The organism is Echinicola pacifica DSM 19836 (genome assembly GCF_000373245.1).
Taxonomy (GTDB): domain Bacteria; phylum Bacteroidota; class Bacteroidia; order Cytophagales; family Cyclobacteriaceae; genus Echinicola; species Echinicola pacifica.
Genome location: NZ_KB890738.1, coordinates 472,345 through 497,119 on the forward strand (window position 1 = coordinate 472,345; position 24,775 = coordinate 497,119).

Sequence of the window (24,775 nt, forward strand, 5' to 3'; positions counted from 1 at the left end):
GCTTATAGTGACAGATTGATACCCAGCGAATAGGTCCTCAACACTGGATAAGCATCCCATGAACCGCTAATGGGGCTCTTATAGCCATAAGGGTTGTAGAAGTTTACAGGATTCAGAGCCGTAAAGAAGAACCTTGCATTGCTTACTTTAAGCTTATCATTGATATGACCTGGAAGGCTGTAGCTTACCGTGATATTACGGATATAAGCTCTGAAGCTATTGATTTTCCAAAATTCCGAACGTGGAGACAGGCTTACACTTTCATAAGCTGGATTTGGGAATTCACCGCCAGGATTAAGTTCCGGGTCGTAGATATTATTCCAGTATTTAGGGACACTTTGGTAAGTTCTGCTGATGCTTTGGTTCATGGCTTTTCGTGCATCATATTCATACCATCCTCCCCATGAGGAGGACAGCACGGCATTCAAGCTGATGCCCTTATATGCCAATTTGATGGTGGAGCTCATCCCATGCTGGGCATTTCCTTTGGCCAGCTGGATCTGGTCATTATCATCGATGATGCCATCTGGAGCTGCAAAGGAGCCGTCCGCCTGCAAAGGTCCACGGATATCACGGTAGTAGAGCATTCCCGGCTTGAGGTTATCCGATACGGTACCGAAAACCTGGGTGATATCATATTGCTCGATATAGTTATCAATGTCTGCCTGATTTCTGAACATCCCTAGGTAATCAAATCCCCAGGTGCCATTGTCAGAGGGCTCTCCGGGGCGGTTTTTCCATGGGTAAAGTGCATCAGTATCGTTAAAGTTACCCACCATCACCTTATTATATCCTCGGCCATACCGCACATCCAAGCCGTATCTAAACTCCCCAATATCATCGCTCCAGCCTAAGCCCAGCTCAAATCCGTAGGAGTTTAGCTCCATATAGTTCTCCGCAGCTACCGTCCCGCCTACAGTGACTGGTACATTGCCTGTTCTCTCGCCCAGTTTATTGGTTTCTTTATTATAAAACATCTCCAAGGTGGCTCGGAGTTTTTCGTTCATGAATCGCGCATCCACACCTAGGTTATTTTTGAACTCATCGCCCCAGGTGGCATCGCGGTTTGGAGAGGCTTCCATCTTCATGCCTGTGCTAGACTCTGAATTGCCTCCAAATACTGCTCCCTTGCCATTTTGGAAGGTATATCGCTGTCTCCACTGCCAGGCACGCAGCTCATCCCTCCCTAGGAGACCTGCTGAATAGCGCACTTTCAGGAAGTCTATCCATGAGGAATTAAAGAAATCTTCGTTGGAGATAATCCAGCCTACCGACCCAGAATAAAACTTGCCCCAGTAATTTTCGGGAGCAAACTTCGTGGAGGCATCCGAGCGAAACAGAAACTCCGCCAGATAACGTCCCCCATAGCTATAATTTACCCGGCCTACATAGCCTAAGGAGCCAGACTCAGACCCTGAGGTACGCCCATCGATCTGTCCAAAAGCAGTACTAAACTGGCCATTGGTATAGGCAGTAGGCTGCTCTTTCCACACATCCTCCTGAGAACTCTCTCCCTCTGCCTTTTCTATGCTGAACACCGCACTTATATTATGCTGGCCAAATTCATTATCATAGCTCAAGGTTAGGTTGGATTGGGTACTTAGGAAATTCTGATTGGAATAATATAAGCGGTCTCCATTTTTATATTCTTTACTGCTGGCGACTTCTGCACCATCATAGATATGTCTATTTTCACCTAGATTATCGAACTGATACAGACGATAGCGTGTGCCGACCTGGGTACCTCTTCCGCTGCCCATATTACGGCCATAGGAGACCCTGGCACGCAAGCCATCTATGAATGGTACCTCGTATTCTGCAAATAAGTTTACACTCATATTCATATCCCTATTGGTCGCTAGATTTCCTAATCGCTGGATTTCAAAGTAATGATAGTCCCCTACATTATTGCTAGGTGGATCCACTGGCAGGCCATTTACATAGGCGGGGATATAGCGAGGAATCATCAGCAGGTTTTTATAATCATTTTCATCATTTTCACCACCGATTTTATTGAATGTCTTAGTACGATCTGCGTAATATCCGGCTACTTGCAGGCCCGCTTTCAGATTGTCCATCACTTCTATATCTGCGCCGGCACGAAAGTTCCAACGGTCATAATCAAGGGTGCCCAGATTACCATCCTGAGTAAAATAAGAGGCATTGGCAAAGTAATTTGACTTGGCAGTTCCGCCACTTACATTTAGGTTTTGCTTCATCGTAAATGCTGAAGACCAGGCATCCTCTAACCAGTCGTTATTGATGGTTTTGAAATAAGCCATCTCATCCTGAGAGAACACATAATCGCTATTATTATCGCTGGCGACGCGATTGGAGCCATTAGGACCATTCATGATATTATAATACATCCCAAACTCATAGGCATCAAGCATCTGTGTCCGGTAGGTCTCGTCGGCTATACCGTAAGAACTGCTGTAACTGAACCTAGGCTTCCCATCTCTGCCACGCTTGGTGGTCACGATGATGGCGCCATTGGCACCTCTGGAGCCATAGATTGCTGCTGAGGCATCCTTCAGGAAGGTGATGGTTTCTACTTCATTTGGGTCAAGATTGTTGAAGCGTGTCTCGTCATTACTGCCGTCAGCGGAGATTTGGATGATCCCATCGATGACATATAAAGGGGTGGTACCACTGCCATCCTTAGCGAATGTTTCAGGGTTTCGAATGCGGATAGATGCAGGATCTCCGGGACGTGTCCCTCCACCACTTACGCCCACGCCAAGTACTCTCCCCGCAATCATGGTGGACAGATCCCCCGCTGGGAGGTTGGCGATTTCCTCGGCTTCGAGGGTTTCCACCGCCCCAGTAAGGTGGGATTTCTTCACTTCTCCATATCCTGTAAAGACAAATTCCTCTAGTGAATTGATATCCAGTTCCAGGGTCACGTTGATCTCTGAGCGATTACCGACCTGCACTTGTTTTTTGATAAAGCCTATAAAGCTAAACTGGAGGGTGGCACCTTCTTCCACATCTAAGGAATATCGGCCTTCGCTATCGGTAACGGTGCCTTTGGCAGTACCCACCACCGTCACTGCAGCTCCCGGGAGGACCTGTCCATCATCATCAGTCACCGTACCGGTCACCTTGACTCTTAGGTCAGCGCTCTCCTCCAAAAGGAATCCTCCAGTGGGAGCCTCCGCATATAGGAGCGTGGGAGAAAATGCCTGCATGGCAAGCCCCAATAGGCATATACAGCCCATGGTTTTAAGGGGGTATAGTTTTTTTCTCATAATCATTGGTATTTTGGTTAATTGTTAATTGTACCTGATAGGTGATTTAGTCACTTATATCAGGTTGGTTTTGGGTTTGAAATTTTCTTTAGCCACTCTACTCCTAGCAGCTGTGGCCACAGTCTGTTTGCTTTAATCATCCCCTTCGGGAATATTATTTAAAGGCCCCCAAAGGGATTTATAGTACTGATCCAGAACTAGCTCCAGCATAGGCCCGCTAATCTCAGGTATGGACCTTATAGGCTACTTCATGCTAAAAGGCATCCTCCGGATCCAATATCGATGTGTGGTAAAATGGCCAGAAATACCATTCGTCTATCCTGTGGCAGGATACCAGAAGGAAATTTCCTTCATCTATTCAGTGCGCTGAGCTAGGTTTTATAACAGGTCTTGCATAATCAAGTCCATGGAAATCGCCCTTGCTAGGTCTGCTAAATCGCCCTAGCAAAAAAGAATTTTCAATAGCTGCCTTCTTGCTTTACAAATAGCATTTTTGGGTTTTTCTAGCTTATACAAAATTATAGTTCTTGATTTCTAAACCTCCCTGTACTTACCTGCAATAGGCTTTTTTGATCCTTTTAAATGGAAAATTCCCCAATGATCAGATTTGCGCAACTTGCCAAATCAGCCAGCATGCAGATCAAAACAGCCCAAAAACTGACAAATGATGCGGAGATAAAAAGAGGTGAATTTTAAGGAAGTAGGGCTGAATATATGTGCCAATAAGATTTCTATCTGGCTGGAATTAGAATAAAAAAATAAGAATTAAGGTAATAATCCCATCAAAATAAAAGACGTAGCGATTCCCTCCAAATGAAAATGGCATAAATCAACCAGCAGCAAGGACCTGCCGGCATGGACAGGTTTAATACACCTTGGCCTTCCAGGCAGGATATTCCACCTCCAAAAGCTTCTCTGCATAGTTTCCTATATAGCTATAGCCCACTCTGCGTTCGTACTCGATTTCAGAAAGCTGCTTTTTGGGAATGCCATCTCTGCCTACAAACATAGGTTCCTGCTCTTTGAGATCGTAAAATCTCGCCCATAGTGGGCCGGCATTAGCATCATCCTCTATCACGAGGTCGTAGCCTTTGGCGAGTGATTCATCTTTAATCTTCACCACTTTCTTACCTCTGATTGCATGGCTCCCAAACCAGGCTACGGCGCTCTCTATGGCCTCTATCACCTGCTGATCGGGCTGATCCAGACCCATCAGAAATTTCACTATCCCCACACTTTCGGCACTAGAAAGACTAGGTAGTTCATAGGCTCTGGCCTTGGCAGGAGCTAGGCTTTGTTCATCATGCTGGGCACACCAGATGGTTTTCTTCCCTGCTATCTCCACCTGTGTTTGTACTATGATTTGCAGGCCTTTTTGCAGGGCAAGGCTGGCTTGATCCCGTCGATCCTGATCCACAAAGTCATAAGGAGCACTTCCTTCGGCGATACTCTTTAGGCTGAGCATCACGGCTATCATCGCATTATCATTATAGGTGATATGGGTGTAATAGCCCTTTCGCAACGGATAATATTGCGGCCAGCCGCCATTATCATATTGGGCGGCGAGGAGGTAGTCGATTCCTTTCACCAATGCCTGCTGATATTTCTTTTCTTTGCTGGCCTGATATACTTTGGCCAGATAATTCATCTGGCTGGTCGTGGCGCCATTATCAATGGTGGTACCGATTTCTTTAGATTTATCAGCAGATAGCTTTTTCTTATCCGCCTGATCGAGCACTTTTGCCATATCGATATTCTTATTCCAGCCCCCATTATTATTCTGGAATAGCAGGACATTATCAGCGATTCTCAGCGCCTCCGCACTGCCAAACCATTCCCCTTTTTGCCTTTGCGCTTCATTCCAGGAGAGATTTTTACCAGATTGGGCCTGCGAAGTAGTGGCGATGCTGATCAGCACTAGCAGGCAGGAAACTAATATCCTAAGCAAATAAGCAGGGAATCGGTTAGCTTGTCGGGTATTTTTCATGGTTTATAGTAGTTGGATGAAGCCCAGCCTTTCGGTTTGGAGGGCTGCGTATTTATAAATCGTATGCTATCGGAGGCTTCCCCTTTTATAGTGCTAATAATATTGCCGCCAGGCACATGAAAAATAGCCTTATCGAAAACCACCTCTCGGGTATCCAGGAACTGGAGAAGGGAGTCGTCACTGACCACTTCAATATTCCTGAAGCTCAGCTGCCTGGCATCATCGGCCCGGAATAGTTTTCGACTGTCTTTGACCACTACATTCTCCATTTGGAGATTTTGGAGGGGTGACTCGGGGATTCCATTGATATTCACAAAGGTGGAGGCGGTCTCCACCAGAATATCCTTGATATAAATATCCTTAAACTGCGGGGTGAGCTCATTGACTTCCCGCGGTGGATTTCTTTTGGCCAGCTCTCCCACATATAATTCCTGACCGAGCATATCCCATCGGAAGGCTGTCTGCCGGAGATTCATCCTCAATCTTTCATAGTATAGATTTTCGCCACCACCACCTCTGGGTCTGCGGGTTTTGAAGCGTATGCCCACGCCTGTATTGTCAAAAACACAGTCATGGACATAGATATTCCTGATCTTTCCTGCGGTCTCGCTGCCCACGGTGATCCCTCCATGACCTTCCTTGGCCAGGCAGTAGCGCACCACCACATTTTCGGTGGGCTTATTGACGCGAATGCCGTCTATGCCCCGCCCAGCTTTCATGGTAAAGCAATCATCACCATTGTTCAAGGTGGAGTATTCGATGAGCACATTTCTGGAAGATTCTATATCGATACCATCTCCCCGAGGGATACCCACCGAGTTTACCGTGACGCCACGGATGATCACGCCGTCGCAGTACACCGGCACAATATTCCAAAACGCAGTCTGCTCAAGGGTGAGCCCTTCGATATACACATTGGTGCAGGCGGTGGGCGAGATGAACATGGGCAGGAAAATCGATTCACCATCATGGCCCTCATATATTCGTTGATGCACGGGCAGGTCCACATTGACAAAATTCTCTGTGACATCCTCGGTCATCATCTGGTCCTTGACGGGTCCATCTTCAGGGCCGAATAATGTACCTTGGCCCGTCAGGGCAATATTATCCTGCTGGTACGCGTATATGCAGGCGCCGAGGGACATGACTTCCACCCCCTCGTGCCGTGTAAATACCGCTGGGCGATAATCTTCCAGCTGTCCACTAAAATGCAGCTCGGCGTCCTTTGCCAGGTGAAGGTTTACATTGCTCTTCAGGCTGATTCTGCCGGACTTCCACCGTCCTGCCGGAATCAGGACCTTACCACCACCCTGCTGGCTCACCTCGTCGATGGCTTTTTGGATGATGGCTGTCGCCAAAACACCTTCCTCCGCACCCCGGTCTTTGATGCTGATAGTGAGCGCCGGGAAGGTAGGAATCTGAAAGCTCGGCATTGGAAATGGGGCCTCCACAGGCTCAATGATTGCGGGCATAGCTGCGGCCCCCACCTGATCTTTGGTCAGGAGGCTGTCTAGTGGAAAGGGGGCCTCCTGGCTTTGGCTGCTATGATTGGGATCAGAGCAGGCAATAAGCAAGGCAGATATGCTGAGCAAAAAGACCCTTGGAAGGAGATGGTTTATCATTGGGAACATTGTTTACCTACTGGATCAAGGTACTAGGAGTATTCTCAAAAGCTATCCTGTCCTATCCTGAAAGTCAGGAAAAAAAGTGAATGGGAAGTGGGATGGGGAAGACTATATGATTTGGGGGGGGCAGTGGAGGGATTAGGGGTTTGGCAAGGGAGGCTGAAGAAAATTTGGGCAAAAAAAAACGGAGCTTATTCGGCTCCGTCTTTTACTTCCAGTTCTATTTCTTCTCCTGATTGATCCAGGAATTTATACTCCGTCACTGGTAATGAAGAATCTTTGATCAAGGTTACCCATTTGAAATACTTAAAAAACCACTTGACCCTTTTGGATATCATGCCATGGGTAAAGTAGGCATGAAGGTAAGGGTGTAGACCAATTTTAATGGTTGATAAGTTTTGGTGCACTGCAGTATGTTCAAGGTCTCTTTCCAGTTTGTCAGCTACCAGGATCGAAGCCTGGATTTTGCCTGTACCATTACAAGAAGGACAGGTTTCTTTAGTGACAATATTTACTTCCGGTCTGACGCGCTGCCTGGTTATTTGCATTAAACCAAACTTAGTGAGTGGCAGGACGGTATTTTTGGACCGGTCATCCTTCATTTCATTTTTCATGGCATCATAGATGGCGCGTTTATTTTCGGCCTTTTTCATATCTATGAAGTCAATGACAATGATACCTCCCATATCCCGGAGGCGAAGTTGTCTGGCAATTTCTTTTACGGCAACCAGGTTAGTTTTCAGTGCTGTAGTTTCCTGGTCACTTTCTTGATTGGACTTATTACCGCTGTTCACGTCGATGACGTGCAGGGCCTCGGTATGTTCGATGATCAGATAGCCACCGTGTTGGAGGCTAACTGACTGTCCAAAGAGACTTTTGATTTGTTTTTCAATACCAAAACTTTCAAAGAGCTTAGCTTTTCCGTTGTAAAGCTTAACAATTTTTTCCTTTTCTGGGGCGATAGATCTTATATAAGTTCGTATCTGATCATAAATTACCTCATCCTCTACCGTGATTGCATCGAATGATTCGTTGAGCAGGTCTCTCACAATGGAGCTGGCCATGCTCATTTCTCCTATAACCTTGTCTTTGCTTTTGGCTTTCATCAGCTTGACCATACCTTCATCCCAGCTTACTACCAGGTTTCTGAGGTCTTTGTCTAATTCTGTGACAGATTGACCTTCAGCAACAGTTCTGATAATAACGCCGAAATTATCGGGTTTAATGGAAGTGATGAGTCTGGCGAGTCTTTTTCTTTCCTCTGCTTTGCGTATCTTTTTGGATACGTTGACAGTATTGGAGAAAGGTACCAGCACCAAGTAACGACCGGCTAGGGAGAGCTCACAGGATAGTCGTGGGCCTTTTGTAGAAATAGGCTCCTTTACAACCTGAACTAAGATTTGGTTATTTTTAGAAAGGACTTGGGAAATTTTTCCCAGCTTTTCTATCTCAGGTTCTAGATTAAAGCCCTTAAGGGTGGGTTCCTGTTGGTGGTTATTCCTGATCTGTTTGGTATATTTGATCAGGCTTTTCACCTTAGGACCTAGGTCTTGGTAGTGCAAGAATGCATCTTTTTCGTATCCTACATCAATAAAAGCCGCATTAAGGCCATTGACGATTTTACGAACAGTACCTAGGTACATGTCCCCCACTTTAAACTGATTGCTGTCCTCATCAGAGTGCAGCTCCACCAGTCCCTTATCTTTTACGAGGGCAATTCGACTTCCGTTTTGAGCAGAATCTATTACTAATTCCGTACTCAAATCGTGTCTCCTTTTTTATGTTAATGAACGTGTTTGTTTAAAAACTCAAAAAGAAGAAGTGTATTACTTCTTCTTATGTCTGTTTTTTCTTAGTCTTTTCTTACGCTTGTGCGTAGAGATCTTATGTCTTTTTCTTTTTTTACCGCAAGGCATAATCTTATGGATTTAAGTTTAACAATACTTTATAGTTGTCCCATATAATTCTCCACACTTGAGAGGATCATAGGATCTTCTGTCATGTCTTGAACCAGCTGAAACTGTTTTTTCGCTTTATTTTTTTGATTTGATTCCAGATAGCTTACGCCCAGATAAAACTGGCCCTGAACGTTCTCAGGATAATAACCTATCAATTCTTCAAATCGTTCCACCGCCCTTTTGTACTGACCGGACTGCATGGAAAGTACTCCCATATTGAAGAGTGCTTCTTGGTTGGTCGGGTCTTCCTCCAATACTTCACGCAGCATCATGATGCCTTGCATGGGATTGGTGGAGGACACATGAGTCATCGCGACTTTGGTCTTCAGGTCCAGACGCTCCGGCTGATCTTCCAAAACCTTGTTAAGATAACTGCGGGTTTCTTCTGCCAAAACGGCCATTTTCTCCTGACTCATTGCGAAGCCAAAGGCCTCGTAATAGGCATTTCCTGCTTTTTCCATGTTATCTACAGTGGGATACTGCGCTGCAGCTTCCCCCAAATAGTAAGCCGCACTGTCGTATATCCCTGATTTACGGTAGATACCTGCCAATGAATCTGCAAATATAGTAAATTTTTCTTTACTATCTGCAATTTTCAGTTTGGCTATCAGGCTACTAACCGCATCTTTCTCACCATCGGACACTCGAGCATCATGGGCCTGGAGAACAGAATCAGTTGCCACAGCATCATTCTGACCGATATTTTCACTCTCCTCAGCATTATCCACCACCACGCGGGGCAAAGAATAAATTATTCCTACTAAGACAATAACAACAACGATCAGAATGATTTGTGACTTCTTCATATGCCTTTTTGCTCCGGATTAATCCTGTAGAGCGACTTGTTTAACTTTTTTACTGTTCTTGATTTTGTCAATGAACACCTTGGACGGCTTGAAGGCCGGCACATAATGCTCGTCAATCACAATAGCAGTGTTTTTAGAAATGTTTCTAGCGATCTTTTTAGCTCGCTTCTTGTTGATGAAGCTGCCAAAGCCTCTCACGTAAATATTCTCTCCCTCAGACATAGAATCTTTCACTACTTTGAAGAATGCTTCAATAGTCTGGGTCACGTCATCCTTCTGGATTCCTGTCTTGTCCGAAATCTTGGTAATTACCTCTGCTTTAGTCACTGTATTTGAATTTTAATTTGATTAAATTGCTTAACAATCTATTAACCAACTAATTTTGGGACTGCAAATTTAAATGATGCTTTTCAATATAAAAACAAAATGACGAAAATTAGCGTCTTTTGTTCAACGAAAAGTTTTCTCATAAAATTCCAAACATTTTGACTTTCAGCCCTTTTACCCCCCAGCTCTTGCATTGGTACCCCCTTCACAAAAGGGATTTGCCTTGGAGAAACACCCAAAATCCATACATCATTTGGCTGTCAGAAATCATTCTGCAACAAACTAGGGTCTCCCAAGGCCTTCCCTATTTTGAAAAATTTGTTAATAATTACCCAACAATCCGCCATCTCGCCGAAGCTCCCCTCGAAGATGTGCTAAGACTTTGGCAAGGTTTGGGCTATTATAGCCGCGCTAGAAATCTCCACGCCTGTGCCCGGCAAATTACCTATGAGCTCAACGGACAATTCCCTAATTCCTACCAGAATCTGCTCAAGCTAAAAGGCGTGGGTGAATATACTGCCGCCGCGATTGCCTCCTTCGCCTTCCTCCAGCCTGTCGCCGTAGTGGACGGAAATGTCTTCAGGGTCCTCAGTCGATATTTTGGAATTTATACTGACATTGCCTCCGGCAAAGGAAAAAAAGAATTCCAACTGCTGGCCAATAGCCTCATCCCCGCGGACTCCCCGGACACCTTCAATCAGGCCATCATGGAATTTGGTGCCCTCCAATGCGTGCCCAAATCCCCCGACTGCGACCAATGTCCGCTCCAGGATAGCTGCTTTGCCTACCAAAAAAAGGAAATCAACCTCCTCCCTGTCAAATTAAAGAAAGTAAAAGTCAGCACCAGGGCCTTCCTCTACCACGATATCGCCTGTGGAGACGCTGTCGTGGTCAATACCCGTCACGAAAAAGACATCTGGCAGGGCCTTACAGATTTCCCTTTGGTGGAATACAATTCCCCTGAAAACATCGACCCCGAAGACAGTAATTTATTCCAAGAGCTTCAAGCCTTTGAGCCGGAAGTAAACTATGAAAGCGAAAAGACTTACAAACATATTCTTTCTCATCAAAAAATTTTTTCAAACTTTGTAAGCTTCAAAGTCCCCGGGGAACATTATACCTCTCTGGAAAGTTGGGCCCATAAAAGAGGCTTTGCAGTGATGCCAAAATCAGACTTGGAAAAGTTGGGGAAACCACAACTTATAGTACGGTATTTGAACGATAAAAAATAATCCTTAAATTTAACAAAGCTCCATTGCGGGAATAAGGAATGTGGGATGGATAATAGGGAGCAGGCCTAGAGGCTGCCGTGGTTTTGTCTAAGGAGAATAGGCAATCATCCCATCCTTTGTGAGGATCATTGCATCGAAGGAAGGATTCTTCTTTTCGTGGATCATGGAGTATTTTATTAACCTAAATTTTAATAACAAAGCGTAAAATTATGGCCGGTGTAAACAAAGTAATATTAGTTGGCAATCTGGGTAAAGACCCGGAGGTGAGGCATTTGGAATCTGGTAGTGTGGTAGCCAACGTGACACTAGCGACGACAGAAGCATACAAGGACCGGAATGGAAACCGGGTAGAGAATACTGAATGGCATGATCTGGAAATGTGGGATGGCCAAGCCAAAGTGGCTGAGCAATACCTGCGAAAAGGAAGTCAAATATTCGTGGAAGGGAAGATCAAGTCCGACACATGGCAAGACGAGCAGGGGAATAATCGCAAGAAAATGCGGATCCGCGTACTGAGCTTTACCATGCTGGGCAGCAGAACAGGAGCTGAAAATGGCGGTGCGCCACAAGGCAATCCCAACACCATGAACCAAGGATCTCCCGCCCCACAAACTTCCGCCTCCATGCCTTCTTCTGGTGTTGATATGGACAATGTGGAAGACGATCTTCCGTTCTAATATCATCTATTTGAAATTTGTAATGGATAAATCATTATTTTTGCCAATCAACCTTTGAATCATTTAATGGACGATCCATACCCGAGTATTATGATGCTGGCTGAAATCAATCAGGTTTCAGTCAGCTATATCTTGATCAATAGTTTTATTTTTATCTTTCTGCTATTAAGTTCAGCTTTGATATCAGGCTCTGAAGTAGCCTATTTTTCGCTGACTCATGATGATTTAAGTTTACTAAATAATGAGGCGGACGAAAAGTCTCATATGGTAATCCAACTGATAGAAGCCCCTCAAAAACTCCTCAGCACCATATTGATCCTTAATAATATGATCAATATCGGCATCGTAACCCTGACGACCTTCTTTACCCTGGCGCTTTTTGGTGCCAATGCCACAGGTCTTATGGTGGTGCTCATCCAGACGGTCGGTGTTACCTTTGCGATTGTGTTCTTCGGGGAAATAGTCCCTAAGGTATATGCAAATAATGCCCGGGTATCTTTTTCGAAAATGATGGCCAAGACCTTAAATTTCTTTTCCATTGTCTTTGCCCCACTTTCCTCCTTCCTGATGACCATCAGTAATATTATAGAGCGGCGCATAGAGCGCAAAGGCTATACACTCTCCGTAAACGAACTTCACCAAGCCCTGGAAATCACCTCCGAGCACACCACAGATGGCGAGAAGGACATCTTTAAAGGAATCGTGAACTTCGGCACCTTATCCGTGAAGCAGGTGATGTGCTCCCGTATGGATATCACCGCGGTGGATATGGAGATGGACTTCCATGAGCTCATGGACAGAATCAACAAAAGTGGCTACTCAAGGATTCCTGTGTATAATGAAACCATAGACAATATTGAAGGCATATTATATATCAAGGATCTCCTAGCGCATATAGATAAGGAGGAAGATTTCGAATGGCAGACGTTGACCCGTAAGGGGCTCTTCGTTCCAGAAAACAAAAAAGTGGATGCCCTCCTGAAGGACTTCCAAAATAAACGAGTACATATGGCCATCGTCGTAGACGAATATGGCGGCACCTCGGGATTGGTCACCCTGGAGGACCTCATCGAGGAGATCATTGGTGAGATCAATGATGAGTTTGATGATGCTGATGACCTATTTTTCAAGCAGATCGATAGCAATACCTTTGTTTTTGAAGGAAAGGTTTCCTTGAATGATTTTTGCAAAAAGCTAGAACTTGATCCACAGATTTTTGATGAGGTGAAAGGAGATAGCGAATCTCTAGGAGGATTGCTCCTGGAGCTAAACGCCAAATTCCCAAAAACTGGCACCAAAATCCACTTCGATTACTTCACCTTCACTATCATGGCCGTGGATGCACGACGAATAAAGAAGATAAAAGTCCACCTGGAGCAGCAAGAAGCCAAAGGTGCGGCCCATAATGAGGACTGAAGAAAGACAATGGGATAGATCCCGCAAATAAATAAGGTGCTCCTCCTTCAAATACCAAGATTTCTGATTTTTAAGGACACTAAAATTATTCTACCTCTCAGGCTGCGTTTTTTCCATTAAGATAATCACCTTTCCCTCCTAAAAAGTGGCCAGCTTGGCCGATAACCCAACATCTGATTTTCTAGTAATGAAGGTAGCCACTCAGCGAAATAGCGCTGCGGAGAAAGTGGAAGTTTTCATTAACCGGCTATTATGATCAAAAATTCTGTAAAAACTCCTTTTAGGCGTTACATTATAGGCTATTGGGCTTTCAAATTAGTCTTTCTCAAAATTTTCATAATGATAGCATCGAAGCTTTTCTAACAAAGGGTCTATCGAGTGAATTAGTCGGTGTAATCTAATTAATCCCATACAATACAGGTTGTTTTTCATTATTGTCAAAAATATCTAGCAGTTATTAAGAGATTTATGAATCTGCCCAAAAATTAAGACTATAGAAAAATATAGGTCATTTTTTGTTTTTCGAAACCTACTTTCCCTAAAACCGCAAAATTTTCAATAAATCGAGGTATTTTTTTAACCTATTTTATACTTATTTACACAATTTTAAAAAATTACCACCAAAGGCTCACCCACATTTCCATTTTGGTAATTGTAAAAATCATGCCGGAATTTGGTTATTAATGCATTTTTTTCGTTCTTTTGTTGCCGAGATTTTAAAAAATGAAAAATTCTTTGTAATTTATTCAATCGAATTTACAAACCTTATTAAATAACACTAACTATGAATGAAGGATTATACCATTCACAGTTTGAACACGACGCCTGTGGGATTGGCGCTGTGGTCAATGTGAAGGGCATGAAAAGCCATGAGACGATAAGCGATGCGCTTTTTATGCTGAGCAATATGGAGCACAGAGGCGGGAGAGGCAGTGATCCTAAGACCGGTGATGGAGCGGGGATACTGATTCAAGTACCTCATGATTTTTTACAGATGGTAAGCAAACGTGCTGGCTTCGAGCTTCCTGAAGAGGGGAGCTATGGAGTAGGCATGACCTTTTTTCCGAAAAACAAGCAATTACATAAGAAGTCCAAGGAGCTATTAAACAAGATCATCAAGGAGATGAATTTTGAGCTTATTGGCTACCGGGCAGTACCGGTAGATGAGACGGTCCCTGGATCTGGGGCTCTTGAAGTGATGCCAAATATTGAGCAGCTCTTCGTGAAGCATAAGGATGGCCTGGTGGGTCAGGACTTAGAGCGTAAGCTATACGTACTAAGAAATTATGCGACCAAAATCATCAACTCCACTGTACCAGGAGTAAACATGTCCTTTTATTTTGCCAGCTTCAGCTCGCAGACACTTATATATAAAGGACAACTAAGAACGGATCAGGTTTTGGCCTTTTATAAGGATCTTCAAAACAACCAGATCACTTCTGCATTAGCATTGGTTCACTCAAGATTCTCCACTAATACATTCCCTAACTGGAGACTGGCTCAGCCATTCAGGTTCCTATCCCACAATGGTGAGATCAACACCATCCGAGGTAACCTCAACAAGATGAGATCTAAGGAATATCTGATGAAGTCTGGTCTGTTTACAGATGAGGAGTTGGATAAACTAATGCCAGTGACCAATGGCACTTATTCTGATTCGGCAAACCTCGATGCGATGGTGGAGCTACTGACCCTAAGTGGTCGTTCCCTTCCTCACGTATTGATGATGCTGGTACCGGAATCATGGCAGGACAATAAATCGATGAATAAAGCCAAAAAGGCCTTCTATAAATTCCATGCTGCTCTTATGGAGCCTTGGGATGGTCCTGCTGCGCTATTATTTACAGATGGCAAGTCCCTTGGTGCCACGCTTGACCGTAATGGTCTTCGTCCATTGAGGTATTTTATCACCAATGATGACCGACTTATCCTATCTTCAGAAGCTGGTGCCCTACCTATCCGTGAGGCTACCGTGACTGAAAAAGGAAGAATCAGCCCAGGAAAAATGATCCTTGCTGACCTGGAAAAAGGTCGTGTGCTATTTGATGAAGAAGTGAAAGGTGAAGTTTGTGAAAACAAACCTTACGACACCTGGGTGCGTAAAGAGCGTCTGAAATTACGCTTAATGCCTACCCCAAAAGTGTTGTCTCAGCCTTATAACACTCAGAATATCAAGCAAAGACAGACTGTATTTGGATATACTACTGAGGATGTCAATACGATATTGGCTCCGATGGGAGATACTGCCTACGAACCACTAGGTTCTATGGGTGCAGATACTCCTCCAGCGGTATTGTCTAAGCAAAGTCAGCATATAGGCAATTACTTCAAGCAGCTATTTGCTCAGGTAAGTAATCCGCCGATTGACCCTATCAGAGAGCGATTAGTAATGTCCCTATTCACCAGATTGGGAGAAAGCTATAATATCCTGGAGGAAAGCCCATTACATACTCGTCAGATTCATATTTCTCAGCCAGTACTTCTCAATGAGGACTTGGAGAAAATCAGGAATCTAGAGGCTAAAGGATACCGTGCCAAGACCTTATATGCGCACTTTGTGGCGGATCATAAGCCTGGCCGTATGCTGGAAGCATTGGACAAATTGTGCCAGGATGCTACCGACGCGATCAATGATGACTATAATATCCTTATCATTTCGGATAGAAATACCTATGAAGGCATAGCCCCGATTCCATCGTTATTGGCGATTGGCGCGGTGCACCATCACTTGGTAAACACCAAAATGAGAACCAAAGCTGGGCTGATCGTAGAAGCGGGTGATATCCGTGAGACCCATCATTTTGCTACAGTGATAGGCTATGGAGCGAGTGCTATAAACCCTTATCTGGCGCTGGAAACCCTCGTTCATCTGAACGAAACGGAGCAGCTTTCTAAGGTATTTGAAGAGAAAAACTTATTTGAAAACTACCAGGCAGCAATTGGCAAAGGCCTGTTGAAGGTACTTTCCAAAATGGGTATCAGTACACTTCAGTCTTACCAAAGTGCACAGATCTTTGAAGCGGTAGGCTTGGGTCCGGAGGTTATCGAAAGATGCTTTAAGGGCACGATCAGTAGAATCAGTGGCGTGTCATTCGACGAGCTGGCTGAGGAAGTACTGACTCGTCACAATGCGGCCTATGGCAATGAAGGTCCACGCCTGGAGACTGGCGGGGTGTATCAGTGGAAGCGAAGAGGCGAGAAGCACCTTTTCAACCCTGAGACCATCCATTTATTACAAAAATCCACAGCAAACAACGACTACAATCTGTACAAGAAATTTGCTGAGAAAGTAAATAACCAAACCCGTGATGCATTAACCATCCGTGGTTTGTTCGAATTTAAGAAGAGGATTTCTATTCCTATCGAGGAAGTGGAACCAGCGGAGACCATCATGAAGCGTTTTGCTACAGGAGCGATGTCTTTTGGATCCATTTCACATGAAGCCCATAGCACTTTGGCCATTGCGATGAACCGCATCGGCGCCAAGTCTAACAGTGGTGAAGGTGGAGAGGATGAAATCCGATTTGCGAAAAAAGAAAACGGTGACTGGGAAAGATCTGCGATCAAGCAGGTGGCCTCAGGTAGATTTGGTGTGACCAGTAACTACCTGACCAACGCCGAAGAAATTCAAATCAAAATGGCTCAGGGAGCTAAGCCTGGTGAAGGTGGACAGCTGCCTGGTCATAAGGTCGATGACTGGATCGGTAGAGTAAGACATTCCACTCCTGGAGTAGGATTGATTTCTCCACCACCCCATCACGATATTTATTCTATTGAGGATTTGGCTCAGCTGATTTACGATCTAAAAAATGCCAACCGTGCTGCAAGAATCAATGTAAAATTGGTATCTCAGGCAGGTGTGGGCACCGTAGCTGCCGGAGTGGCCAAAGCCCAGTCGGATGTGATCTTGATATCTGGTGCCGATGGAGGTACTGGAGCCTCTCCTTTGAGCTCTATCCGCCATGCTGGTCTTCCTTGGGAACTTGGATTGGCCGAAGCACACCAGACCTTGGTGAAGAACAACCTTCGAAGCAGAGTCACCTTACAGACCGATGGTCAGGTAAGAACAGGCAGAGATTTGGCCATTGCGGCACTTCTAGGCGCCGAAGAATGGGGTATTTCCACTGCCGCCCTGGTGGTAGAGGGATGTATCATGATGAGAAAATGCCACCTGAACACTTGTCCAGTGGGTATAGCCACTCAGAACCCAGAGCTTAGAAAACTCTTCACTGGAAATCCTGATCACGTGGTAAACTTCTTCAGATTCCTTGCTGAGGACCTTAGAAGCATCATGGCTTCTCTAGGCTTCCGTACAGTGAATGAGATGGTGGGCCAATCCAACGTGTTGAAATCCACAGGTCACCTGAATCACTGGAAGTGGGATAAGCTAGACCTTAGCCCGATCTTCCATATGGTGGAGGTTCCTGAGCATGTGGGGATTTATAAGCAGATCGATCAGGACTTCAAACTGAAGAAGGTACTGGATCGTAAGCTGATCAAGTCTGCCTTGCCAGCACTGGAGCAAGCCAACGCTGTAAGAGAAGAATTCCAGATCAAAAATATTGACCGTTCTGTAGGAGCGATGCTTTCCAATGAGATCTCTAAGATCTATGGAAGTCCAGGCTTGCCGGACAATACCATTCACTTTAAGTTCACCGGTTCTGCCGGCCAGAGTTTCGGACTATTCACCACTCAAGGGGTAACTTTTGAGCTTGAAGGTGAGGCGAATGATTACTTTGGAAAGGGACTTTCTGGTGGACATCTAGTGGTATATCCAAGCCGCAACGCGCAGTTTAAGGCAGAAGACAATATCATCATCGGAAACGTGGCCTTCTATGGTGCCACTTCTGGTAAAGCCTATATCAATGGTAAAGGCGGTGAAAGATTCTGTGTAAGAAACTCCGGAGTACATACAGTAGTAGAAGGTATTGGCGACCACGGTTGCGAATATATGACCGGTGGACAGGTAATCATCCTGGGTGAAATCGGTAGAAACTTTGCTGCGGGTATGAGTGGCGGTGTAGCATATATGTTTAAGGACAATGTGAAGCTGATCAATCAGGAAATGGTGGATCTTGATCCGCTCAATGATGAAGATTTTGATATCATCAATCATGAGCTTCAGATGCATCAGAAGTACACGAATAGTGCCTTGGCCGCTAGATTATTGGCCAGCTGGGATACTGAGAAGGAGAGATTCATCAAGGTAATGCCTAGGGACTATAAAGCTGTACTCCTACAGAAAGCCGAAAAAGAAGAAGAACAATCTAAAACACTAGTGTAAGATGGGTGCGAAAGACGGATTCCTAAAATATAATAGAGAACTAGAATCAGACCGTGACGCGAAAGAAAGGGTCGGTGACTATAATGATATCCATATTCCGATCAAACCGGAAACTTTAAACAAACAGGCAGCCCGTTGTATGGACTGCGGCGTTCCTTTCTGTCATCAAGGTTGCCCGCTGGGCAATGTGATTCCAGAATTTAACGATGCAGTTTATCGTAAAGAATGGGGTGAGGCGTATGATATCCTTCGTGGTACCAACAACTTCCCTGAGTTTACGGGCCGTATCTGCCCTGCTCCTTGTGAAGCCAGCTGCGTGCTGGGCATCAATAAGGATCCAGTGGCGATTGAGCTGATCGAAAAAAATATTGCCGAAAAAGCTTATGATCTTGGCCTTGCCAAACCTAAGACTCCTGAGACACGGACAGGCAAGAAAGTAGCTGTAGTAGGAGCAGGACCAGCAGGTCTTGCTGCTGCTGACCAGCTCAACCAAGCTGGACATGATGTGACCCTATTTGAAAAAGATCAAAAAGTCGGTGGATTGCTCCGTTATGGTATCCCTGATTTCAAGATGGAAAAATGGGTGATCGATCGTCGTGTGGCTTTGATGGAAGAAGAAGGAGTGGTCCTGGCTACCGGTAAAGAAATCGGTAAAGATATCCAGGCAGATGAGATTCTTTCTCAATTCGAGGCAGTGGTTCTTTCTACTGGTGCTCAGGAACCTAGAGATCTTAGGATCCCTGGTAGAGAGTTCAAAGGCGTTCATTTCGCGATGGAGCTCCTTGGGGAGCAAAACCGCGTGGTGAGTGGAGAAAGAGACAGCGAAAACCCCATCAGCGCAAAAGGAAAGCATGTCATCGTAATCGGTGGTGGTGATACAGGAAGTGACTGTATTGGTACCTCCAATCGCCATGGTGCTGCTTCTGTAACGCAACTGGAGTTACTCCCTAAGCCTCCTAACCAACGTACTCAGCTGAACCCTTGGCCAGAATGGCCTATGACCTTGAGAACGTCTAGTTCTCATGAGGAAGGTGCTGACCGAGTATTCTCCGTATTGACCAAGGAATTTACCCAGGATGGTGAAGGCAATGTAAAAGGCCTCGTTTTGGTAAATATCGAATGGAAAGAAAAAGATGGCAGAATGCAATTCGTGGAAGTGGAAGGCTCCGAACGTACCGTTCCTTGTGATCTCGCGCTATTGGCGATTGGATATACAGGACCAAAACAAAATGGTATGTTGGATGCTTTTGGCGTGGAAGCGATGGATAATACCCTGCCTAGATCTAAAGACTATCAAAGTACAAACCCTAAAGTATTCCTTGCGGGTGATATGAGAAGAGGCCAATCACTAGTGGTTTGGGCTATCTCCGAAGGCAGAGAAAGTGCCGTGAAGGTCGATGAGTACCTTATGGGCAAATCACATCTCCCTCGTAAAGATCGTTCGTTCTTCGAGAACGTGGAAGACGCTGAATTCTGTGAATAACAGTAGTTTAGTAAATTTAACAATGTTTGTTAATTCGATGAAAGCTCTTCGCCTAGGTGAAGAGCTTTTTTTTGCCTTAAAAATCCCAATATGGGGACTCATAGGGCAAAAATCTTAGGCATTGAGAAAATAACTTTAAGAATAAAACAAAAAAAGTCCAGTCAGCATAGCCAACTGGACCCTATAGATGATGGTTTATTTCTATTTAATATTTAAGATCCCTCTAAGACTCTTCAGGTCTTCGTAGCTTTCTACATCGAAGAGCATAGGCAAATTATGACAATTCACCTTCTTCACCTTGGCATCCAACACGATGTTTTCGCAGGTGGTACCATCTTCCCAATCAATATGATCCAATAGGTCGGCATGAAACATCTTCATTCCCAGCAGGTAGGCATTGCCATCCTGGGCTGGCCCGATCACTAGATCCTGGTAGTTCAGCACCTCAAATGCCTCATCCAAAATGTCTAGCGTCAACTCCTTGGTATCAGGTCTTAGGAATAAAACCTTCTCAAAGCCCTTAGAAAACACCTCTTCATAAGCATTTTTCATTTTCTCAGTATTCGTCCCAGCGCCCTGTAAGGCCAAATGGTAATGATCATTGAGCATAAAATCATGATCCACCTCTTCGCTAAAATACACAAATACGTCGGCTGGATAGTTCCTCACCAAGTCATGGATATTTCGCAATAGATACTTATAAACTTCAGCAGCCTTAACACCACCAATCACCTCACCTAGCTTAGTTTTTACCTTTCCTGGGGTAGGATTTTCTTGAAAAATAATTATAGCATTTTCATTCATGGTCTTGAAAGTTATATTCGGGTAATCAATTATAAACAGAATTTTCCAAAAATCATTCTCAAAAGCACTGCCAATTTAAAAAAAAAGAGGACCTTTTTTGGTCCTCCTTTCATTATATACCAGATTTAAGACTGGTTTTCAATATATTAGGTGATTTAAACTTTTTCTTATTGCGGTCTTCCTCCGCCACCTCTGCGGTCTTTCATCTTTTCACGCTGCTCTTTTTGGATTTCCTCCCATTTTACAAACTGGTCATTAGTAAGGATTTCCTTAAGTTTTGCCTCATGAGCTTCCTGGTCTGCTTTCATATTCTCACGAGCAGCCTTCTTATCCGTTTGCTCTTTAGCCATCATCTCGGTGCGCTTATTAGCAGATTCCAGATTTAGGTCATATACCTCTTGCTTCTGGGCTTCATCTAGCTTTAGGTCTTCCGTCATTTTCTCGGTCATCCTTTCGGCCATTTTCTCCGGAGTCATATTCTCACGGTTTCCACGCTGTTGTGCATTTACACTAAGTACAGTCACTGCCATTAGGCACATTACGAACAATATTTTTTTCATGATATGGTATGTTTTGTTATGTTTTATACTCCTTTGACCCCACCATATAGTTTTGGTTTAATCTGCTCAGGAATTTTTTTAACATGAGTATATCTTCAAAGTCGTACTTCTGTGCGCCTGGCAATACTATAATCCATTGTCTATGAATACCTTATAATCAGATAAAACGTATTGGAAAGCCAAAATATAAAATCTGACACTCCTATTTTTTCTGTCGATGGAGGTCAATAATGGAGCAAGGTCAACTACTAGTGTGACACTATGAAAAAGAAAACTACTCGGTAAAACCACCTGGATGAGCTCCAAAACTATGTCCAATTAGATAGTCTAGCCAAAAATGATTTGAAAGGCCTATCATTGCTGCTATTTATCCAAGAATGGCTTCATTCCAGATAATGATAATGTGCGATAAGTCAAATACCAATAGGAGTAGATCATCATTTCTCACGTTGATACCCTTTAAAAATCTTCCTCATCCCTGAACCTCAATGGAATTTTTACAGACAGAAAGTATCGACCTTCTTAATAGAATATCTCCAAAGGCATCTTATTTGGCAAATAATCGCAAATGATCAGCCCAAGATTCTCTATTTCCTTTCCGTCTGCTTTGTTTGTTATATAGTATTCAATACCCTGTGGTGGATATCCCTTCCCAAATCCTATAGTAGCACCAAGCTCCTGCGCCATCAGCAAGCTGAAAAGGTGAAATTTTCCATTCATCTCTGCTGATTTAAAGTAATCCATCTTACTAGTGTAGTCTTTCCTCATGACTTCATTAGATATACCCTTGCCTGCCGTATCGATCGAAATGAATGTGGTCAAACTGAACTCCCCCAGTAATTCAGACCGCTAATGTCCCGTTCTTAGTTTGATTTTTTTTAGCTATCAAAATAATTCACCCTCCATAGACATCTCCATTTTTTTCATTAGTTTCATTGAAAACAACGCTCCGATATGTCCACTCGTCTTTACTTTGGTTATGCCAGCAATTTGGATCAGGATACACTAGTAGGAAGATTACAGCATCCACCAAAATTGATTGGAGTGGGTGTGCTTCCCCATTACGGTTTCCGCTTTAGCCACCCTAATCCCGATGGTTCCGCTCGCGCCAATATCCTTCCAAGCCCAAATGAAAATGTGTATGGTGCGGTCTATGAAATTACTGAAGCTGATGTCTCGCACTTCTTGACTTCCGAGAAAGACTATGAGTTTACTGAAGTCTCCATCGCTATGAAAGAGGGAAACAGCTCTGCTTATACTTTTATTTCTAATCAAAATGTAAGCAATATTTTCCCAAATCAGGACTATTACGAAACCATACTACGGGGAGGAAGAGCCCTGCAACTTCCCAACTCTTACCTCAGCAGCATAATCAACCGATCACCCAATAAACTGTATTAAAAAATAGTTAAACTGTCTATTTTAATAAATAAACTAAATGATTAGGATGTGTGTTAAACCAAGATAATCTCCTAAAACCATGAGATTTCCGAAAGGCTTGGTTCTTACAAACTCCTAATCATTTTGCTGATTTGGGAATAGGAGGCTAGCTCTCGAATTTCATTCGAGAAAAAGGAATTTCTTTTTTTTCTTGAAATAATATTGCCACTCCAAGACTATTCTATTTAACCCATATATGGATCCCAGGTCGCCGCCCAACACGTGATTCTCAAGCATCATGCGAGCAGATAAATTGTATGAAAATATATAATGGGGAATAGAAGAATATATAGCTTTGCCCATGGCTAATACCTCTCTATCCTAAAGGTCTAAAGTGGCCCATCATCCATACCTTAAAGGTAGCTCCTGCCTCATGCGCTTTTGCGCAGCGGTAGGGGGTAATGGTGCGAAACGAACCGCCAACAGGATAGCAATCCTCATGTACTGAATGGAAGGGATGTTGCTAAACAGCCTAATATTAATCGTGTTTTTCTTCTACCAATTCATCCTGATCTTTGGGCTTCACATACCTAGGTCGGATGAGTAATCTCAGTGCAGGATCGAAGGAAAGGTAATTCCAAGCCCAGTCCATAAAGATCATGATGCGATTTTTCACGCCGACGATAGCCATCAGGTGAACAAACAGCCAGGTGATCCAGGCAAAAAACCCCTGGAATTTCAGGTAGGGAAGATCGACTACAGCAAGTTTGCGACCGACGGTAGCCATAGAGCCTAGGTCTTTATATTTGAATTTCTTCAAAGGCCTATTGTCCGTCATCGCCTTAAAATTATCAGCCATTCGGTCGGCTTGTTGGATCGCTACCTGAGCCACTTGTGGATGGCCACGAGGATAGTCCTCATCGGTAAGGACACAGAGATCGCCGAGAACGAAGATATTTTCGGAGTCTTTCAGCTGGTTGTATTGATTGACGATCAGCCGTCCATTTGGGATCATCTGATCCTCTTTGAGGCCTTTTATCAGGTTAGGTTTCACCCCTGCAGCCCAGAGTAGGGTTTTCGTTTGGAGGCTTTCATGTTCTTTGATCTTGATGGTCATGCCATCATAGTCCTCCACGGCAGCATTCACCATGACTTCCACACCTAGTTTATCGAGATATACCACGGCTTTATCACTCGCCTCGGTGGACATTCCTGCGAGCAGTTTTGGGCCAGCCTCAGCGAGCACCACGCGCATATTCTTAAAGTTCAGCTCTGGATAATCTTTAGGGAAAACGGTATTTCTGAGTTCCGCGATAGCTCCAGCGAGCTCCACGCCAGTAGGCCCACCACCTACGATCACCACATTCATCAGGGCCTTGCGCTCTTCCACATCGGCGATATTGATAGCCATCTCATAATTGGAGATGATGCGATTACGAATATATAGGGCCTCAGAGACGGTCTTCATGGGCGTGGCATGCTCCATGATATTTTTCATTCCAAAATAATTGGTATCTGCCCCCATGGCAAGCACCAAGTGATCATAATCGATATAGCCGACATTGGTAAACAGCCTATTGTTTTCCTGATCCAGCTTTTGGGCTTCTGCCATTCTGAAGCTGACATTTGGCGTATGGTGAAATACCCTACGAAGAGGGAAAGATATCGCACTTGGCTCCAGTGCAGCGGTGGCTACCTGATAAAACAAGGGTTGAAACTGGTGGTAATTGTTCTTATCCAGCAAAATGACCTGATACTCAGATTTGATCATCTCTCTGGCGAGCTTCAGTCCCGCAAATCCACCCCCTAATATTACCAGCTTGGGCCGGTTTGACACAGGGAGATTAGGAATCGGTTGGTTAGCTTCAAATACCATGTAAATTGGATTTTTGTGAAAAGTAAGTTATGCTGGTTATCTGGCGGTGGTAGTACAAATATAAAAATCCCTCGATGGAAATGCACTTGTTTAGTCATGAATGATGGGC

The 24,775-nt window shown here is 44.3% G+C and carries 16 protein-coding genes; 6 read left to right on the forward strand and 10 right to left on the reverse strand.

What is annotated here, in order from left to right; all coding sequences use genetic code 11:
• Positions 1 to 2: 2 nt before the first annotated feature.
• The 6 genes from B050_RS0101965 to B050_RS0102005 all read right to left on the reverse strand — a co-directional run bounded on the left by B050_RS0101965 (position 3) and on the right by B050_RS0102005 (position 9,954).
• Entirely contained in the window at positions 3 to 3,251 is a 3,249-nt protein-coding gene (locus B050_RS0101965) for a SusC/RagA family TonB-linked outer membrane protein (RefSeq protein WP_229802425.1), read from the reverse strand.
• Between the two features lie 865 nt (positions 3,252 to 4,116).
• A complete protein-coding gene (gene pelA / locus B050_RS0101980; RefSeq protein WP_018472195.1) occupies positions 4,117 to 5,238 on the reverse strand; it encodes a pectate lyase in 1,122 nt (373 codons plus the stop codon).
• The gene (locus tag B050_RS0101985; RefSeq protein ID WP_044201638.1) at positions 5,235 to 6,860 is read right to left on the reverse strand and encodes a glycoside hydrolase family 28 protein; all 1,626 of its coding nucleotides are present in this window, start codon (positions 6,858 to 6,860) and stop codon (positions 5,235 to 5,237) included. Before B050_RS0101985 ends, pelA begins: the two co-directional genes overlap by 4 nt.
• A gap of 194 nt (positions 6,861 to 7,054) precedes the next feature.
• A complete protein-coding gene (locus tag B050_RS0101995) occupies positions 7,055 to 8,626 on the reverse strand; it encodes an Rne/Rng family ribonuclease (protein WP_018472198.1) in 1,572 nt (523 codons plus the stop codon).
• Between the two features lie 182 nt (positions 8,627 to 8,808).
• On the reverse strand, positions 8,809 to 9,627 hold the full coding sequence (locus B050_RS0102000) for a tetratricopeptide repeat protein (protein ID WP_026235547.1): 819 nt from the start codon (positions 9,625 to 9,627) through the stop codon (positions 8,809 to 8,811).
• Positions 9,628 to 9,645: 18 nt separating this feature from the next.
• Positions 9,646 to 9,954 (reverse strand): HU family DNA-binding protein, encoded by a 309-nt coding sequence (locus tag B050_RS0102005; RefSeq protein WP_018472200.1) that lies wholly within the window; start codon positions 9,952 to 9,954, stop codon positions 9,646 to 9,648.
• Between the two features lie 158 nt (positions 9,955 to 10,112).
• On the opposite strand from B050_RS0102005, the gene mutY reads away from it, so the two are divergent.
• From mutY to B050_RS0102030, 5 genes are all read left to right on the forward strand, one after another.
• Positions 10,113 to 11,186 (forward strand): A/G-specific adenine glycosylase, encoded by a 1,074-nt coding sequence (mutY, locus tag B050_RS0102010; RefSeq protein ID WP_026235548.1) that lies wholly within the window; start codon positions 10,113 to 10,115, stop codon positions 11,184 to 11,186.
• Positions 11,187 to 11,395: 209 nt separating this feature from the next.
• Complete coding sequence (locus tag B050_RS0102015) at positions 11,396 to 11,863, forward strand: single-stranded DNA-binding protein (RefSeq protein WP_018472202.1); 468 nt, start codon at positions 11,396 to 11,398, stop codon at positions 11,861 to 11,863.
• A gap of 66 nt (positions 11,864 to 11,929) precedes the next feature.
• Entirely contained in the window at positions 11,930 to 13,279 is a 1,350-nt protein-coding gene (gene gldE / locus B050_RS0102020; RefSeq protein WP_018472203.1) for a gliding motility-associated protein GldE, read from the forward strand.
• Positions 13,280 to 14,063: 784 nt separating this feature from the next.
• Positions 14,064 to 18,563 (forward strand): glutamate synthase large subunit, encoded by a 4,500-nt coding sequence (gltB, locus tag B050_RS0102025; RefSeq protein WP_018472204.1) that lies wholly within the window; start codon positions 14,064 to 14,066, stop codon positions 18,561 to 18,563.
• 1 nt (position 18,564) lies between these two features.
• Positions 18,565 to 20,046, forward strand: a complete 1,482-nt coding sequence (locus tag B050_RS0102030) for a glutamate synthase subunit beta (RefSeq protein ID WP_018472205.1) — start codon at positions 18,565 to 18,567, stop codon at positions 20,044 to 20,046.
• Between the two features lie 201 nt (positions 20,047 to 20,247).
• Here B050_RS0102030 and B050_RS0102040 read toward each other — a convergent pair whose 3' ends face one another.
• From B050_RS0102040 to B050_RS0102055, 3 genes are all read right to left on the reverse strand, one after another.
• A complete protein-coding gene (locus tag B050_RS0102040) occupies positions 20,248 to 20,850 on the reverse strand; it encodes a TIGR04282 family arsenosugar biosynthesis glycosyltransferase (protein WP_018472207.1) in 603 nt (200 codons plus the stop codon).
• Positions 20,851 to 21,017: 167 nt separating this feature from the next.
• Positions 21,018 to 21,410: a DUF4890 domain-containing protein gene (locus B050_RS0102050; protein WP_157492489.1), complete on the reverse strand. Its 393-nt coding sequence runs from the start codon at positions 21,408 to 21,410 to the stop codon at positions 21,018 to 21,020.
• A 522-nt stretch (positions 21,411 to 21,932) separates the two neighbouring features.
• Complete coding sequence (locus B050_RS0102055) at positions 21,933 to 22,178, reverse strand: hypothetical protein (protein ID WP_157492490.1); 246 nt, start codon at positions 22,176 to 22,178, stop codon at positions 21,933 to 21,935.
• A 186-nt stretch (positions 22,179 to 22,364) separates the two neighbouring features.
• Here B050_RS0102055 and B050_RS0102060 point away from each other — a divergent pair, with 186 nt between their 5' ends.
• Positions 22,365 to 22,811 (forward strand): gamma-glutamylcyclotransferase family protein, encoded by a 447-nt coding sequence (locus B050_RS0102060; protein ID WP_018472211.1) that lies wholly within the window; start codon positions 22,365 to 22,367, stop codon positions 22,809 to 22,811.
• A gap of 517 nt (positions 22,812 to 23,328) precedes the next feature.
• On the opposite strand, the gene B050_RS0102070 is transcribed toward B050_RS0102060, so the two are convergent.
• Positions 23,329 to 24,666, reverse strand: coding sequence for an NAD(P)/FAD-dependent oxidoreductase (locus tag B050_RS0102070; RefSeq protein WP_018472213.1), 1,338 nt, complete (start codon positions 24,664 to 24,666; stop codon positions 23,329 to 23,331).
• Between the last annotated feature and the right edge of the window lie 109 nt (positions 24,667 to 24,775).

Coding starts and splice junctions, on each gene's coding strand:
- B050_RS0102055 (WP_157492490.1), bottom strand. CDS start 22,178: ATGAGGAAAGACTACACTAGTAAGATGGATTACTTTAAATCAGCAGAG.
- B050_RS0102015 (WP_018472202.1), top strand. CDS start 11,396: ATGGCCGGTGTAAACAAAGTAATATTAGTTGGCAATCTGGGTAAAGAC.
- gltB (WP_018472204.1), top strand. CDS start 14,064: ATGAATGAAGGATTATACCATTCACAGTTTGAACACGACGCCTGTGGG.
- B050_RS0102040 (WP_018472207.1), bottom strand. CDS start 20,850: ATGAATGAAAATGCTATAATTATTTTTCAAGAAAATCCTACCCCAGGA.
- B050_RS0102030 (WP_018472205.1), top strand. CDS start 18,565: ATGGGTGCGAAAGACGGATTCCTAAAATATAATAGAGAACTAGAATCA.
- gldE (WP_018472203.1), top strand. CDS start 11,930: ATGGACGATCCATACCCGAGTATTATGATGCTGGCTGAAATCAATCAG.
- B050_RS0102000 (WP_026235547.1), bottom strand. CDS start 9,627: ATGAAGAAGTCACAAATCATTCTGATCGTTGTTGTTATTGTCTTAGTA.
- B050_RS0102070 (WP_018472213.1), bottom strand. CDS start 24,666: ATGGTATTTGAAGCTAACCAACCGATTCCTAATCTCCCTGTGTCAAAC.
- B050_RS0102060 (WP_018472211.1), top strand. CDS start 22,365: ATGTCCACTCGTCTTTACTTTGGTTATGCCAGCAATTTGGATCAGGAT.
- B050_RS0101965 (WP_229802425.1), bottom strand. CDS start 3,251: ATGAGAAAAAAACTATACCCCCTTAAAACCATGGGCTGTATATGCCTA.
- B050_RS0102050 (WP_157492489.1), bottom strand. CDS start 21,410: ATGAAAAAAATATTGTTCGTAATGTGCCTAATGGCAGTGACTGTACTT.
- B050_RS0101985 (WP_044201638.1), bottom strand. CDS start 6,860: ATGATAAACCATCTCCTTCCAAGGGTCTTTTTGCTCAGCATATCTGCC.
- pelA (WP_018472195.1), bottom strand. CDS start 5,238: ATGAAAAATACCCGACAAGCTAACCGATTCCCTGCTTATTTGCTTAGG.